A 14611-nucleotide genomic window follows, 5' to 3' on the forward strand; every position below is an offset into this window, starting at 1 on the left:
TGTCAAAGTACAAAAGTAGTTTGTCTACCCTTTTACAACAAGATAATCCTATAAAAATATTGAGGTCTATAAACACACGTTGGATTTCTAATTGCACTACTATTCTAAAACAACCTTTCTTTTTATTTTACGGTTAAAAAGAAAGAGATTCCCGTCTTCACGGGAATGAATTTGTTTGTAAATTGCCTTACTAATACAGTTTTCGTGAATTTATTTGATTTGACATTAAAAGTGAAAGGGTTTGATATCGCTTTCGCGAAAGCGGAATTATCCCGTATTCAATCTATACCTGAAGATCAATATGCTAGCTATATTGAGCAACAAAAACAAGCAATTGTCACCTATCACAAAATGTACAGTCCTTTTTATAAAGAGTTCACTTCCCAACAAGAAAACCCCTCTTGGGAAGCTCTGCCAGTACTCTCAAAAACAGATTTACAACAACCATTAGAAAATCGTCTATCTACTGAATATGCGCTCAAAAACGTATATATAAATAAAACTTCAGGCTCTTCTGGGCATCCGTTTATTTTTGCCAAAGACAAAGAAGCCCATGCACTTTCCTGGGCGAGTTTTCAAGATCGGTATGCATGGTTTGATCTGAATGTAAACACCTCCAAACAGGCACGTTTTTATGGGATTCCGTTAGATTTTGTAGGATATCGTAAAGAGCGCCTTAAGGACTGGTTGGGCAATAGATATCGCTTTCCTATTTTTGATTTGAGCGAACCGCAACTTGAAAAAATACGTCAAAAATTTGAGCGTACTTCCTTTGAATACCTCAACGGATACACCAGTAGCATTGTTTTATTTGCTAAATATCTCAAGCAACACCAACTCATATTAAAAGATCTCTGCCCTACGCTTAAAGCCTGTATTGTCACTAGCGAAATGCTTTTTGAAAGTGACAAACAACTTATGGAAACTCAGTTTGGAATCCCCGTGATTAATGAATATGGTGCGTCTGAGTTAGGACTGATTGCTTTTCAAAATACAGAAAATCAGTTTCAGGTAGATAGCGAATTGTTGTATGTTGAGATTCTTGACGAAAACAATCAACCCGTTCCTCATGGGGAATCCGGACGTGTGATAATTACGTCTCTCTATAACAAAGCCCACCCTTTTATACGGTATGATATTGGGGATATGGGTACGCTTTCGCGAAAGAGTACACCCAAAAAACCCATTCTAGAAAACTTGATAGGTCGTACCAATGATGTGGCGCGTCTCCCTAGCGGAAAAATTGTGCCTGGACTTACGTTTTACTATGTGACCAAAAGTGTGATTGAAGAAGACGGCAATGTCTCTGAATTTGTGATTGAACAAACGGCTTTAGACGCGTTTAAGGTAATCTATACTGCACAGCGACCACTAACAACCTCTGAAGAAGAAAAGATTAAGAAAGCGACCTATACGTACTTAGAAAAGGGCTTGACAATTTTGTTTGAAAAAACAGAAAAAATGGATCGTAGTAAACGTGGAAAATTAAAGCAGTTTGTTTCTAAATTATAAAGATTAATCTATTTTCTCAATCCACTTGGTTCTTACAAAAAAGTACTCATAAAAGAAACGAAGTAAATAGAAAGCTGCTTTCATCCAAGAATAGCTGAGATATTCTTTATAAAACTTAAAGTTATATTTTATTAAGTTCAACTTGTTGGAACTTATGGATCCTTCTCTGATTCTATAATATGCCAAATCTTCTTGAAGTCCTAGCGCAGGTCTATTACTTTTTTTAATCGCTTCTAGCCAAACCGCCCAATCTTGGCGTTTGCGGATGTTAGGGGCTATTATTTTACCTATTTCAGCTGCTTTATAAATGCCCGTCAGGTTTCCTATGTAATTATTGCTGTGTTGTTTTTTGTAGGTAAGTTCAGGAATTGCTTTGATACGTTTTCCGAGGGATTCTCCAGCTTCATTGATATGCACATAGCTTGTGTACGAAACGGCGGCATTATTTTCTTGCATAAACTGCAATTGCTTTTCTAGCTTTTGGGGATGCCAAAGATCATCTGCATCTAGAAATGCGATGTATGCTCCTGTAGCAATTTCTGTCGCTTTATTACGGGATTGGGCGGCACCACTATTTCGCGAAAGCGTAACCACTTTAATTCTTGAGTCTCTTTTTGCAAATGATTCTACAATTTGTAATGACGCATCTGTAGATACATCATTTACAATAATATGCTCCCAATGAGTGTAGGTTTGGTTTTGGATGCTTTTAATGGTTGCAGTGATATAGTTTTCTGCATTATACAGCGGGGTAATAATTGAGACAAGTGGCGGATGATTAGTAGGCTTTATCATCTCCTGCTAGTGCCTTTATAATCGTTTGAATAACAATTTTTATATCGAGAAGTAATGACCAATTTTCTACATAGAAAATATCAAATTTTACTCGATTTATAATATCATGATCTGACTCTACTTCTCCTCTATATCCGCTTACTTGCGCAAGTCCTGTAATCCCTGGTTTTATAAAATGGCGTACCATAAACTTATCGATACGCTCTGCATACATATGTGTATGGCTTACCATGTGGGGTCTTGGTCCTACTACAGACATATCTCCTTTTAAAACATTAATAAATTGTGGCAACTCATCTATACTAGTAGAGCGTATGGCGCGTCCTAAGCGTGTGATCCGTTGATCATCCCTACTCACCTGATGTAAATCTGCTGTAGGATTAGGTTGCATCGACCGAAACTTATAACAGTAGAATTCTTTGTAGTCAAGTCCGTTGCGTTTTTGTTTAAAAAACACAGGTCCTTTGGAGTCTAGCTTAATTAAAATAGCCATAATAGGTGTGAGCCAAGAAAGCAATCCTACTAGGACTATGATAGACATCACGATATCAAACGTACGTTTTATAAACTGATTGAGAGGGGTGTCTATTGGGATCGTACGTAAGGATAATATTGGGGTAATCCCAAGGTATTGATAGTTGAGTTTTTTAGTGAAAATTTCTTTGTTGTCGGGTATAAACTTGAGAATCTTAAGGTTATTGTCTGCAAATTCTGAGATCTCACGTATTTGCTCATTCGTAAATTCTGAAGTGGAACAGTAAATCTCATCAATACTATTTTCTATTATAAAAGCAAAACATAATTCTAATGACTGTTCTCCAGAAGGTTGCACATCAAATTTATTAATGACCTGATATCCGTAGGCTTTATTAACATTAAAAAAGTTTTCTAATTGTTGTGTTTTGGGGTTTACTCCTAAAATAACAATACGTCTAAAATTACCTCCTAATACTGTTCTATATTTCTTAAGAAGATAGAACACACCTAATTTCACAATCGTTATCCCAATAAAAACATATAATATGTAGGCAACTATTTCTTTAGGTTGGCTATTAATCTCGTTGAAGAATCCAAAAAAGGCAAAGACCAATAGGGTAAATAAAATCAATTGAATTCCTAGTAACGAAAAGATTCTAATGAGAGGGGTGTATCGATATACTTCATAAAAATTAGATTTTATGGAAGAAACGATCCAAGTAAAGGTAATAAACCCAATAAACAGAAAGAGGTGTGTGTCCATCACAAGACATACCTTAGCGAGTATGATAATGATCAAAAGATCCATACTATAAATGATTGGTCTTATAAAGCCAGAATATCTTCCTTTTTTGTAGGCCATTCTTTATTTTACTATGTGCTTAGAAAAATCTTTATGCTCACTTTTATGGAGTTGTTCTTTGGTAAGGCTTTTAAAATAGGCATAGGTACGTTTCATTCCTTCACTACGAGATACTTTTGCTTCCCAACCCAAAATCTTTTTTGCCAAACTTATATCGGGTTTACGTTGCATTGGATCATCTATAGGTAATTCTTTATAGACAATTTTCTGATCCGTTCCTGTTAATTTTATGATCTCTTCTGCAAACTCTTTGATGGTAATTTCGTCATCGTTTCCAATATTAACTGGTAGTGCATAATCGCTCATCAATAATCTATAGATTCCTTCTATTTGATCGTCTACATAACAAAAAGAACGCGTTTGTAAACCGTCACCAAAAATTGTTAAGTCTTCTCCTCGTAATGCTTGTCCCATAAAGGCAGGGATCACTCTACCATCATTAAGTCGCATTCTAGGACCATAGGTATTAAAAATACGAACAATACGCGTTTCTAATCCATGAAAACGGTGATATGCCATGGTGATTGATTCTTGAAAACGCTTTGCCTCGTCATATACACCTCTAGGTCCTATTGTGTTTACATTACCGAAATAGTCTTCTGTTTGAGGATGTACCAATGGGTCTCCATATACCTCTGATGTAGATGCGATAAGGATGCGTGCATTTTTCTCTTTGGCTAATCCTAAAAGATTGTGGGTTCCTAAAGATCCTACCTTAAGTGTTTGGATAGGTATTTTAAGATAATCTATAGGGCTTGCAGGTGATGCAAAGTGTAATATATAATCGAGATTTCCTGGTACGTGAACAAACTTTGTCACATCATGATGATAAAACTCGAACTGTTCAAGTTTAAATAAGTGTTCGATATTTTCAAGACTCCCTGTGATGAGATTGTCAATTCCCATGACGTGAAATCCCTCTTTTATAAATCGATCACATAGATGAGAGCCTAAAAATCCTGCTGCTCCTGTTATTAAAACTCGTTTACGCATAGTTATGCTTCTTTTCTACCAATGGATATGTATGTGAATCCTTCATTCTCCATGTCTTCTACATCATATAAATTACGCCCATCAAAAATTACAGGTTGATTCAAATTGTGTTTTAGTTTTGTAAAATTTGGAGTTCTAAAAATACTCCATTCTGTACTGATGACCAATGCATCTGCATTTTCTGTAGCTTCATACATATTGGTAGCAAACTCGATTTGATCTTCGTATTTTGCTTTTACATTGTTCATCGCTTCTGGATCAAAGGTTTTAATTTTTGCTCCTTTAGCGAGTAATGCATCAATCATATACAGTGAAGGGGCTTCTCTGATATCATCTGTCTCTGGTTTAAATGCCAATCCCCAAATGGCTATTGTTTTAACAGTGATGTCTCCATCAAAGTGATTCATAATTTTAGGAATCAGTTTCACTTTTTGATGATTATTTACGTCAATAACAGCATCTAATATTTGAAAATTATATCCAGATTCCTTCCCCGATTTATGGAGTGCTTTTACATCTTTAGGAAAGCAAGACCCTCCATATCCTATACCAGGAAATAAAAATCGTTTTCCTATACGTGAGTCTGTTCCCATCCCACGGCGTACCTTATCTACATCGGCGCCTACGAGTTCGCAATAATTTGCAATCTCGTTCATAAAGGTAATTTTTGTAGCTAGAAAAGAGTTGGCTGCGTACTTGGTAAGCTCTGCCGACTTTTCATCCATAATGATAATAGGATTTCCAGACCTTACAAAAGGCTTATAGAGCTTTTCCATAAGCGCTGTCGCTCTCTCTGATGAAGATCCTACGACGATACGTTCTGGTTTTAGAAAATCATCAACCGCAAATCCTTCTCTTAAAAATTCTGGATTGGACACCACATCAAAATCAATGGTTGTTTTTGCTGCAATGGTCGCTCGTACTTTTTCTGCCGTTCCAACAGGAACAGTACTTTTATCTACAATCACTTTGTAGCTTTTCATTTTTTCTCCTATATCATTGGCAACACCTAGCACATAGGATAAATCGGCAGAGCCGTCTTCATCTTCTGGGGTTGGTAATGCTAAAAATATAATATCTCCGTGATCAAGACCGTGTTGAAGCTCGGTGGTAAAAGAAAGCCGTCCTGCTTTGATGTTTCGGTCAAAGAGTACGTCAAGGTGAGGCTCATAAATAGGTACCTCTCCATTTTTCATGCGGTCTACTTTCTTTTTGTCTATATCTACACAAACGACTTCATTCCCTGTCTCTGCAAGGCATGTTCCTGTGACTAAACCCACATAGCCTGTTCCTACTACGGTTATTTTCATCTCCTTAAAAATTTTTATTTTCTATAAAAACAAATAAAAAATTTCTGCTTAGATCAACCGCTACGCTTTCGCATAAAAAATCTAAATTAGTAAGATTGCTATACAAAAAATTTAATTTGTTTATGCTCATTTCATATCTCAACTTGGTTAAAACACAAAAATAGGGAAGTATTTACAGTCTTTTATCTCGATAGGGATTATAATTGCGAGAGTTCTTTTAAAAAGGAGTCCAAAATTTGATTTTTAGCAAAGTTAGAAACTACGTAGTCTCTTGCTTTGATGCCCATTTTTTTAGACACTTCAGGAGAATTTGCAAGCGCATCCAACTGATTTATTACTGTATGCACTTCTTTTTCAGAACTGTAATACCCTCCTTGAGACAGTGACATGGACGTGGCTACTTCAGATTGTGGATGTCCTGTGATAATCGAGGGTTTTGCGCTTGCCATCATGCCTAAAATCTTAGAGGGCATGACGGTGTCTACTACTTCAGGTTTTTGAAAAAGGATATGTACATCGGCGCTACATAAAAGATCTGATAATTCTTCATAAGGAACGGGAGGGTACAATGTAATACCCGAGTATGATTTTATTTCTTCTTCCAACCATACGCGTTTTGACCCGTCTCCTACGATGATGATTTCAAACTGTTTTTCATCAATAGCTTTGGCAAATTTCAAGAAAAAGTCCCAGTCTTGTTTGTCTCCAATATTACCAGAATACAGGATTTTAAATTTCTGAGATGTTAGGTATGGGTGCGCTTTCGCGAAAGCGGGATTTATCTGTTTTTCATCGATCCAATTAGGTAAAAAATACGTAGGAGCCGTTGTTTTTTTCTTGAGTTTTTCAATCATTGTATGACTGATGGTGCTTACTTTGTCTGCTTTTGAAAATAATGACTTTTCAATCCACATCAGGAACCGATAAACGACTCCTCCTTTTTGCTCCCCACTCTTGGTAAGCCCCGATTGAAAGGCAGCGTCAAACTCAAAGTCTTGTATATGAATCCATGATTTTGCTTTAAAACGTTTCTTCTGAATATACCCTAAAAGGGTAGCGCTTGTAAAAGGGACAATAGAAATTACTATGTCACACTCTTTAATTTTCCAAAGGTTCCAAAAAGAACCCCAAGTAAAAGAAAGAATATGAATGATTCTTTTAAAAAAAGTAGGGTTTGCAGGTACGTACTGCTTGTATCTATACAGATTTATAGTGCCTAATTCTTCCTTGAGATAAGAGGGTTTGTCTTGATAGTCTGAAGCAATCTTCCATTGCGGATAGTAGGGAAATGCGGTAATTACATCCAGTTGGATATTATGATCTTCAAGATACTGTGCAAGTTGCGTAGAATACAGTCCAATGGCTGTGCTTTCTGGATAGAAATTAAGACCAATGAGTGTAATATGAGTGCGTTTCTTCAAGAAAAATTTGTTAAGCTACAAAGAACGTATTTTTTGTGAAGTTATACACGGTCTCGTATTGGTTTTGCTGGATTGCCTATACATATTTTACCTGAGGGTAAGTCTTTAAAAACACTGCTTCTTGCGCCTACCACCGTACCTTCACCAATAGTGACTCCTGGAGCGACATAGGTATTTGTAGCAAGCCAACATTTTGCTCCAATGGTTATTTTTTGGGCATAAATTCTAAAATCTGGAGATTCATAATCATGCGTGCCTGTGCAGATATATCCTTTTTGAGAGATCACTGCGTGTGCTCCTATTTCTATTTCTCCAAGGGTATATAAAACTACATCATCTCCAATCCAGCTGTAATCGCCAATAGTCAGCTTCCATGGATAGGTAATTTTTGCTGTGGGACGTATGATTACACTCTTGCCTATGTTGGCGCCAAATGAGCGTAGTAAAAAACGGCGCCATCCGTATAAAAATTGGGGAGACCAAGAGAACAAAGTTGCCTGTACGATCCACCAAAGCTGAACGGTGAATTTAGATTTTCCTCTAAAGTCTTTTGGTGTTTGATATTGATCTAGGTTTTGATATTTCATTATTCAGGATTTTTCCTTTATATAATTCCTAAGAGTCTCTCTTTAAACTGCAATCTAGTAAAGTTCTCCTTAAAATATACTTTATTAGCTTGGCTGATTTGGGAGATCTCTTCCATATTCTCAGTATAATATATCAAAGATTTGTACAAATCTTGAGGGTTTCTTTTTTTAAAGAACTGTCCGTGAATTTTATCTTTTACCACATCTGGAATGCCTGCATGCTTTGTGGTTAAAATCACATTTCCTGTAGCCATGGCTTCTAAGATGGAGATAGGCTGTCCTTCCATTTTGTAATAGGTAGGAAGTACAAAAAGATTTCCCCAGTTTAATAGATCGTTTTTTTCATTCCCTTTTACAATCCCTACATACGAAGTGTTACTGAGCGTAGAAAAGCGTTTTTCTATTTCTTCTTTTTGTGTATGATCTATTGCTCCAGCTATTTTGGCTTCATACCGAATATTATTTTTTTCAAGCAATCTTAATGCTTCTAGAAGATCAAAAATCCCTTTTTCTTCCATCAAATTGCTCAAATAGATGATTTGAAGTTTCTCAAAAGATTTCTCAGTTGATGTTTTAAGTAAATAGTCTTCAGCAAAGTTTGGAAGTACTTTTACTTTATCCTTTGCTATAAAAGGCGTCATATTTCCTTTGAGAGATTCCGAAAGTACAATCCCTGTGGTGGTTTTAGAAAGTAAATAATAGAAGATTTTTTTCTTGATCCCTGTTAAGGTTTTGTACTCATTTCCTAGATGATTTCCGTGTACATGGATAATAATCTCACTTCTTAATAAAGCGCTTAATAAAATAAAGGCTGCATATTTTACAACCCCAAAAAAGGTTTGCCCTGGCGTTATATAAATTATCTTATGAAAAAATATTTTATACGCTTTGGGATAAAAAGACAGGTTAAAAAACAATTTGTGAAACGAGAACTTCCCTATAGCTTCATCAAATCTTGAATAGGAGGTGTTAATGACGCCTACCTTTGTATTTGACTGTTCTTTTAGGATATCACACACCACTTTGTTTGCTAAAGAAACCCCTGTTGTAGGCTCTGGAAAAGGACCAATAATAAGTATAGACTTAGTCTTCTTCATAAACATATAGACTTTTAAGACCAAAGAAATTTAAAAAGAAGGCAAAGAATATAATGCCAGATTCTCGTTCCAAAATGTTTTCTGTAAACATCACAATCATGTAAAAAATAAGCAGTAAAATCAATAGTTGATTGTTATAACGAATCGCATATATGAGATTTATTCCTACTGTAGTGAAAAAGGCTAGTAAAGCCATCATCCCTCCTATTAAAAGCAAACTTACATATTGATTATGCGCATTATATTTACCTTCTACAAGTAGCTGATTTCCATCTTTATCATACTTTTCTAATAATACATTATTGTAATCTCCTATTCCATACCCTAGTAATGGGGATTGTATTATTAATTCCTGAGTTGTTTTATAAATGGTATATCTAATGTTTGATGGAGTAATCTTTGCAACTTGTATGTCTTCGATTTTAACTAATTCCATAAAACTATTTTTAGTTTTTGGCACCAAAAAAATTATAAATAAGACCGCAATAAAGCTTGCCAGATATACTTTTAAAAATTTCTTTTTAAATATTAATAATACATATAATACTAAGATTACAAAAAGACCTATGAGCACTCCTTTATTAGAAAGTATCATCAAAAAAAAGATGAATGGAATACTAACTAACGACAAGAAAATCTTATTATTTCTAGTCTTTTGTTTAAATAAGATATAGAAAGAAAATAATAGTCCAATGCCCAAATGAATAGATAGATATATGGGATGTATGCTATACTTTCCTAAATCGGTTATAATCCTTTTAGGGAAAAGAGTTGTAAGGGATAAAAAGCTTTCTGAATCAAGAAAAAGGTATGTAAAAGTACCTACACAAAATAACAGTACTGATACAATATAGGCTAGTAGATATTTTTCAATAATAGAGAACACGTAGTGTATCTCTTTTTTGGAAAGTAGTGCAAAAATTATTGGGAAAATAATAATTGAAGACATAGTAAACAGCTTCTTAATCCCGTAATCTATATCTTCTGTGTATAAAAGTGTTACTAATAACGCAACATATAATCCTGAATTTAATAAGAAAAATCGTCTATTAAATGTCACCTTTTGATGCAAACGTAATATACATACTATAACAATTAAAGAGATAATCATCCATGCTTTAGCATTAGAGGGAATGATTATTAAAGCAAATAATATCCCTAAAAAAATACTAAACAGTTTTAGAAAAAACTTATACGTTTTGTCTGATAACATAGTACACTATTTTAGGAGGTTCGTTTTTTAAGTGCTAAACACTTAAATGAATAATAATTAATCAGCAGTCCAAAAAACAGGATCCCATTCTGTCTGTTCAAAATATTTTCTGTGAGAAGCGCCATTAATAATACAATCAATATAGATAAAAAAGTGATGTCTTTTTGTAAAAAGGCGAGACGAAAGTTTATGTAAAGGAAATAAAGAAATAGTAAAAGTCCTATTATCCCGTAAGACAGCCATATATTAAGAAATTGATTGTGCGTATTATATTTTCCTATAGACAAAATATTTGACGTCTCTTCATAACACTCACATAGTTTTTCTTGAACATCTCCAGCACCAAAACCAAAGAGTCCAGCTTCTACTACATCACCGATAGCACATTTATAAATAGCTATTCGGATACTTGTAGAGCTAGTTGCCGAAACTTCAGTGTTTTCTGAAAAGGAAGTGTTAAATAAGTCTGAAAATCGCTTTGAAATAGGAAAAACGCTTACTACTAATAAAAGAACAAGTATTGACAAGACAAGAAATGACTTGTATTTTTTAACAATATTCATGTTCTTTTGTTCCAATAACAATAATAAAGGCAAAGCTAGTAATAGCCCAATTATAATTCCTTTTCGAGATAGGAAGATAAGGGTAACTATTAAAAAAAGACTCCCTAGTAAAATCAACACTTTATACAGCGTTTTTTTATACCATAAAAAAAATTTCCGTGACAATAAAATTCCTATTGCTAAGTAGAGAGAAATGTAAATAGGATGTTCATGTAAACCCCAGAAGAAATAGCCTTGAACATACGAAAGACTATAAGCATAACTTACTTTCCCTGAAAAAAACCCTAAGCCATAGATATAGTAATACATTAATAAGCAGTATATTATTAATGATAGAAAGTATATAGTAAATACTTTTTTCTCTATTTTTTTAAAAACACCTTTTTTCTCTACTAATCCTGAAAAAAGATAACTAGCTACGGGAAATGCTAATAATGGAAGAAGTTTAACAAATCTGTTTATACCATAATCTATATTTTCAGTAATTAATAAACTTAATAAACACAGTAGTGGAACAATCGCGTTTATTAAATAATGAGTTTTAAAAACAAGTTTTGGAAACTTTTTAGCGTGAAGTATGCTTGCTAATAGAAGAGCAACTACAATAAAAGGCTTCTTATGAAAGGGTACTAATGGAAATAAACCCACTAAAATCAAAACTCCCTTTATAAATAAATCGTAAGGTTGTTCTTTAAGTTTTAACACGATATCTCCTTTTAATTGTTAATACTATCTTTCTAATAAGAAATAATACAAATAGATAAAAAAAGGCATAATATATATACCTCAAAGAAGACCTCATATTGTATTCAAAGGAATAAAATATGTGGAGATATAAAATCACCACAAGAATAAATCCTTGAAAAAAGGATTTAGAAATAAATCGTTGCTTTATTTTCTTTTCAAGAAAAGAAAAGAAAATTCCTATCAAGGTAAAAAAGAAAATACTAAAAGTGATACCCATACTAAAAACCTCCCCATGTAAAGAATAAGGAGCAAATCTATTGAGTCTTCTACTGGCAGCATAATCATACCAACCAGCAATTGAACCTGGTAAGGGGTTAAGATTTACTACAATTATATACCAATCTACAACAGATTCATTTATAGTTTGTATAGTTACAAAAACCCCAAAAATAAATGTATAATAAATATTAAATATCGATTTTTCTATTATCCCTGATCCAAGGACTGGTATATTAGCGAGATAGGGTATGATTCCATGATACTCTAAAGATCGCAACTGTATGAGATATGCAAAAAAGAAAAAAGAAAAAAGAAGCTGAGTAACAAACCAAAAACGTCTTAATAGAGTTTTTCTAGAATTAAAAAAAGAAATAACAATATACAGTACTAAAAAAAGGAAAACCATTCTAGACCCTGTTCCTAAATACAATATCACCAATAGTAGGAAAAGAAATTTACTTGATTTACCGTTTGTCTTGTTTAAAATGGCCAAAAGTATACATGCGATGAGAGATAAAACTTTATGTACAGACAATAGAGCATTATAGCCTATTTTAGGGAGATATATTTCCCTAAAAAAAATAGTCTCTTTGTATAAAAACAAAAAAGAAATTATCAAAAAAATCACAAAACCAATACAGAAAGTCCTAAATTTTTTTCCTAACTCAAGGTTTATTCTTAGATCAATTTTAGGCTTTGTAAATAAAACTACACGTGTGTTTTTTGTAGAAAAAAAATAATAAACTAAAGCTCCTACCAAAAAAGCATTGAGACTTATTAAGTAAAGTTTTATAGTATTTAAAAAATCTTTTGTTGAGACATTATCAAATTTGTATAATGAGATTTTAGGTTCGTAAAAATAATAGTACGGTAATGTTAGAACTATAACTATAACTATAAAAAAAACATAAGCATATATAGGGCTGAAAATATAGAATCGTATCGTTTTTAATAACACATAAAAAAGTGTTATAAATATCAATGATTGTATCACTAATGCCATTAACTTAAATTTTCAGTATTTACTAGATTAATAAATGTAGTAGCCATGGACTCCACAGAATAGTTTTCTTTACAATATAAGGCGATTTCTGTTCTTTTATCAATCCATTTTGACGTGTCTGAATAGATGTTTTTTACGCTTTCGCGAAAGCGTATAATGTCATCTGTTTCATAATATATCGCATTTTTCCCTTCATTTACTGCTTCGATTTCTGGTGAATGAGGCTCTTCCTTTGAAATAAGCATCGGAACACCAAAACCAAAACTTTGCGTTATAGATAGACCCACATATCCTGGAGAAACACTAAAGATGCTTGAGTTATAAAGTGATTTTAGTTGCTCATAATCATTTATATGCCCTTTAAGAAGGATTCTATCCTCCAAATGATGGTCTTTAATAAATCGCTGTATCCCGCTCATTTGTTCTCCTTCACCTACCATGATAAGTTTTGCTTCTTCGGGTAAAATATCTAGTGATTCTTTAAAAGCTCTTACTAAAAAAAGAGGTTTCTTCGCTTCCGAAAGTCTCCCTACATAAATAAGATGCTTAGGAGGTAGAGAGGTTGCTTTTACAAGTATATCTTTTTTATGCAATATCGCGTTAGGGGCGGCATAAATAGTTTTTTGGGGCATATAGACAGACAACTCTTTTTGTTGTTGTTTTGTATAGACTATAATTGAAGATGCGCATGTACGCATTACATTCCTTACCCAGTCACTTTTACTGCCTTTTCCTGATCTTGGCCAAGCATGCCCCCATAAGACTGTTTCTCTTCCTGTAAGTCGTCTTACAATAAGAAAAATCCAATTGGAAAGAATACGAGGATTCATTTCTAATACTAAAACTGCTTTTTTAAATAAGAGATGCCAGATTCCTATTTGGAAAAGAAGTGTACGCTTTAATAGGTAGATGTTTTTAGCTTCCTTTGCTTCTATACGCTGATCTGTTTTAACAGATTTTTCGAAATATTCCTTCCCTCTATACAATTCAAAACGAGAGGAAGTAAGCGCCTCTCTTATCACCTTAAAGACCCCCGCTCTATAATCGGGAGTTACTGTTTGTATGATGACAAGTTTTTTCATCCTTCTATTATAATATCTGTGTCTTTACTATAAAAATATCTAGCAAGAATAAGAATAAATAACTCTGTTGTTACTGCTGCTATAGCAACTCCATATATTCCGTAAAAATATCCTGCAATCAACGCTACTATTAAATTAAAAACTCCGCCTGTGACTAACGTGTACATTCTTTTTTTATAATGTTTTATAGCTGGGTAGTATAGAGAAATCAAAAGCATGTTAAGAGACGAAAACAAAGCAATTAAGGCTAGTATTTGAAATATGCTACTGTAACTATCTATGTTTACATCATCATAAATAAAATGTAATAAAGGCTTAGCAATAAGTATCATAACAATTGTTAATATCATACCGATAACTGCAATTGGTATTGAAATCTTTTTTATAAAAGCTTTTATTTGAAAAGGTTTTTTTGTTGCCAACCAAGGAAATATGGCTTGATATAATGGGACAAACACATTTTTTAAAGCAAGCACTAACTTCTCCATGCTTGAATAAATTCCAGCAATTGCATCGCCTCCTAACATTCCTAAAATAAATGTATTTGATGAAGTATAAAGACTTGTAGCAAAATTAGAGATAAACAAACTTGAAGAGTCTTTAAGTAAAATTCTGATCGCTTTATAGTCTGGTTTTTTAAAATCCACATATTTTAAACTATATAAAAATCCTATAATTCCTGCTACTATAAAACCTCCTCCATTTAATAAAGGAACACGTTGATAATCTA

The 14611-nt window shown here is 33.6% G+C and carries 13 protein-coding genes; 1 reads left to right on the plus strand and 12 read right to left on the minus strand.

The window, feature by feature from the left end:
* Positions 1 to 204: 204 nt before the first annotated feature.
* Positions 205 to 1512, plus strand: a complete 1308-nt coding sequence (locus Q0505_RS02080) for a phenylacetate--CoA ligase family protein (RefSeq protein WP_299208239.1) — start codon at positions 205 to 207, stop codon at positions 1510 to 1512.
* 3 nt (positions 1513 to 1515) lie between these two features.
* Here Q0505_RS02080 and Q0505_RS02085 read toward each other — a convergent pair whose 3' ends face one another.
* From Q0505_RS02085 to Q0505_RS02140, 12 genes are all read right to left on the minus strand, one after another.
* On the minus strand, positions 1516 to 2307 hold the full coding sequence (locus Q0505_RS02085; RefSeq protein WP_299208241.1) for a glycosyltransferase family 2 protein: 792 nt from the start codon (positions 2305 to 2307) through the stop codon (positions 1516 to 1518).
* On the minus strand, positions 2291 to 3646 hold the full coding sequence (locus Q0505_RS02090) for an exopolysaccharide biosynthesis polyprenyl glycosylphosphotransferase (RefSeq protein WP_299208243.1): 1356 nt from the start codon (positions 3644 to 3646) through the stop codon (positions 2291 to 2293). The genes Q0505_RS02085 and Q0505_RS02090 overlap by 17 nt, the downstream gene beginning before the upstream one ends.
* A gap of 3 nt (positions 3647 to 3649) precedes the next feature.
* A complete protein-coding gene (locus Q0505_RS02095) occupies positions 3650 to 4639 on the minus strand; it encodes a UDP-glucuronic acid decarboxylase family protein (RefSeq protein ID WP_299208245.1) in 990 nt (329 codons plus the stop codon).
* A gap of 2 nt (positions 4640 to 4641) precedes the next feature.
* Complete coding sequence (locus Q0505_RS02100; protein ID WP_299208247.1) at positions 4642 to 5949, minus strand: UDP-glucose/GDP-mannose dehydrogenase family protein; 1308 nt, start codon at positions 5947 to 5949, stop codon at positions 4642 to 4644.
* A gap of 197 nt (positions 5950 to 6146) precedes the next feature.
* Positions 6147 to 7370 carry a WcaI family glycosyltransferase gene (locus Q0505_RS02105; protein ID WP_299208249.1) on the minus strand — a complete coding sequence of 408 codons (1224 nt, stop codon included), beginning with the start codon at positions 7368 to 7370 and terminating at the stop codon, positions 6147 to 6149.
* Between the two features lie 41 nt (positions 7371 to 7411).
* A complete protein-coding gene (locus Q0505_RS02110; protein WP_299208251.1) occupies positions 7412 to 7957 on the minus strand; it encodes a putative colanic acid biosynthesis acetyltransferase in 546 nt (181 codons plus the stop codon).
* Positions 7958 to 7974: 17 nt separating this feature from the next.
* A complete protein-coding gene (locus Q0505_RS02115) occupies positions 7975 to 9054 on the minus strand; it encodes a glycosyltransferase family 4 protein (RefSeq protein ID WP_299208253.1) in 1080 nt (359 codons plus the stop codon).
* Positions 9041 to 10267 (minus strand): O-antigen ligase family protein, encoded by a 1227-nt coding sequence (locus tag Q0505_RS21390; protein WP_366519360.1) that lies wholly within the window; start codon positions 10265 to 10267, stop codon positions 9041 to 9043. The genes Q0505_RS02115 and Q0505_RS21390 overlap by 14 nt, the downstream gene beginning before the upstream one ends.
* An 11-nt stretch (positions 10268 to 10278) precedes the next feature.
* Positions 10279 to 11535: an O-antigen ligase family protein gene (locus Q0505_RS02125; protein WP_299208258.1), complete on the minus strand. Its 1257-nt coding sequence runs from the start codon at positions 11533 to 11535 to the stop codon at positions 10279 to 10281.
* The gene (locus Q0505_RS02130) at positions 11522 to 12799 is read right to left on the minus strand and encodes an O-antigen polymerase (protein WP_299208260.1); all 1278 of its coding nucleotides are present in this window, start codon (positions 12797 to 12799) and stop codon (positions 11522 to 11524) included. Before Q0505_RS02130 ends, Q0505_RS02125 begins: the two co-directional genes overlap by 14 nt.
* Positions 12799 to 13881 carry a glycosyltransferase gene (locus Q0505_RS02135; RefSeq protein ID WP_299208262.1) on the minus strand — a complete coding sequence of 361 codons (1083 nt, stop codon included), beginning with the start codon at positions 13879 to 13881 and terminating at the stop codon, positions 12799 to 12801. Before Q0505_RS02135 ends, Q0505_RS02130 begins: the two co-directional genes overlap by 1 nt.
* On the minus strand, positions 13878 to 14611 hold a 734-nt coding region (locus tag Q0505_RS02140; protein ID WP_299208264.1), incomplete at its 5' end, for an oligosaccharide flippase family protein. The genes Q0505_RS02135 and Q0505_RS02140, both read right to left, overlap by 4 nt.

Origin of the sequence: uncultured Dokdonia sp. (assembly GCF_937910895.1) — a bacterium.
GTDB lineage: Bacteria > Bacteroidota > Bacteroidia > Flavobacteriales > Flavobacteriaceae > Dokdonia.

Bases quoted from the DNA above. Each gene is read 5' to 3' on its own strand.
- Q0505_RS02085 (WP_299208241.1), bottom strand. From the start codon at position 2,307: ATGATAAAGCCTACTAATCATCCGCCACTTGTCTCAATTATTACCCCG.
- Q0505_RS02090 (WP_299208243.1), bottom strand. From the start codon at position 3,646: ATGGCCTACAAAAAAGGAAGATATTCTGGCTTTATAAGACCAATCATT.
- Q0505_RS02095 (WP_299208245.1), bottom strand. From the start codon at position 4,639: ATGCGTAAACGAGTTTTAATAACAGGAGCAGCAGGATTTTTAGGCTCT.
- Q0505_RS02100 (WP_299208247.1), bottom strand. From the start codon at position 5,949: ATGAAAATAACCGTAGTAGGAACAGGCTATGTGGGTTTAGTCACAGGA.
- Q0505_RS02110 (WP_299208251.1), bottom strand. From the start codon at position 7,957: ATGAAATATCAAAACCTAGATCAATATCAAACACCAAAAGACTTTAGA.
- Q0505_RS02115 (WP_299208253.1), bottom strand. From the start codon at position 9,054: ATGAAGAAGACTAAGTCTATACTTATTATTGGTCCTTTTCCAGAGCCT.
- Q0505_RS21390 (WP_366519360.1), bottom strand. From the start codon at position 10,267: ATGTTATCAGACAAAACGTATAAGTTTTTTCTAAAACTGTTTAGTATT.
- Q0505_RS02130 (WP_299208260.1), bottom strand. From the start codon at position 12,799: ATGGCATTAGTGATACAATCATTGATATTTATAACACTTTTTTATGTG.
- Q0505_RS02135 (WP_299208262.1), bottom strand. From the start codon at position 13,881: ATGAAAAAACTTGTCATCATACAAACAGTAACTCCCGATTATAGAGCG.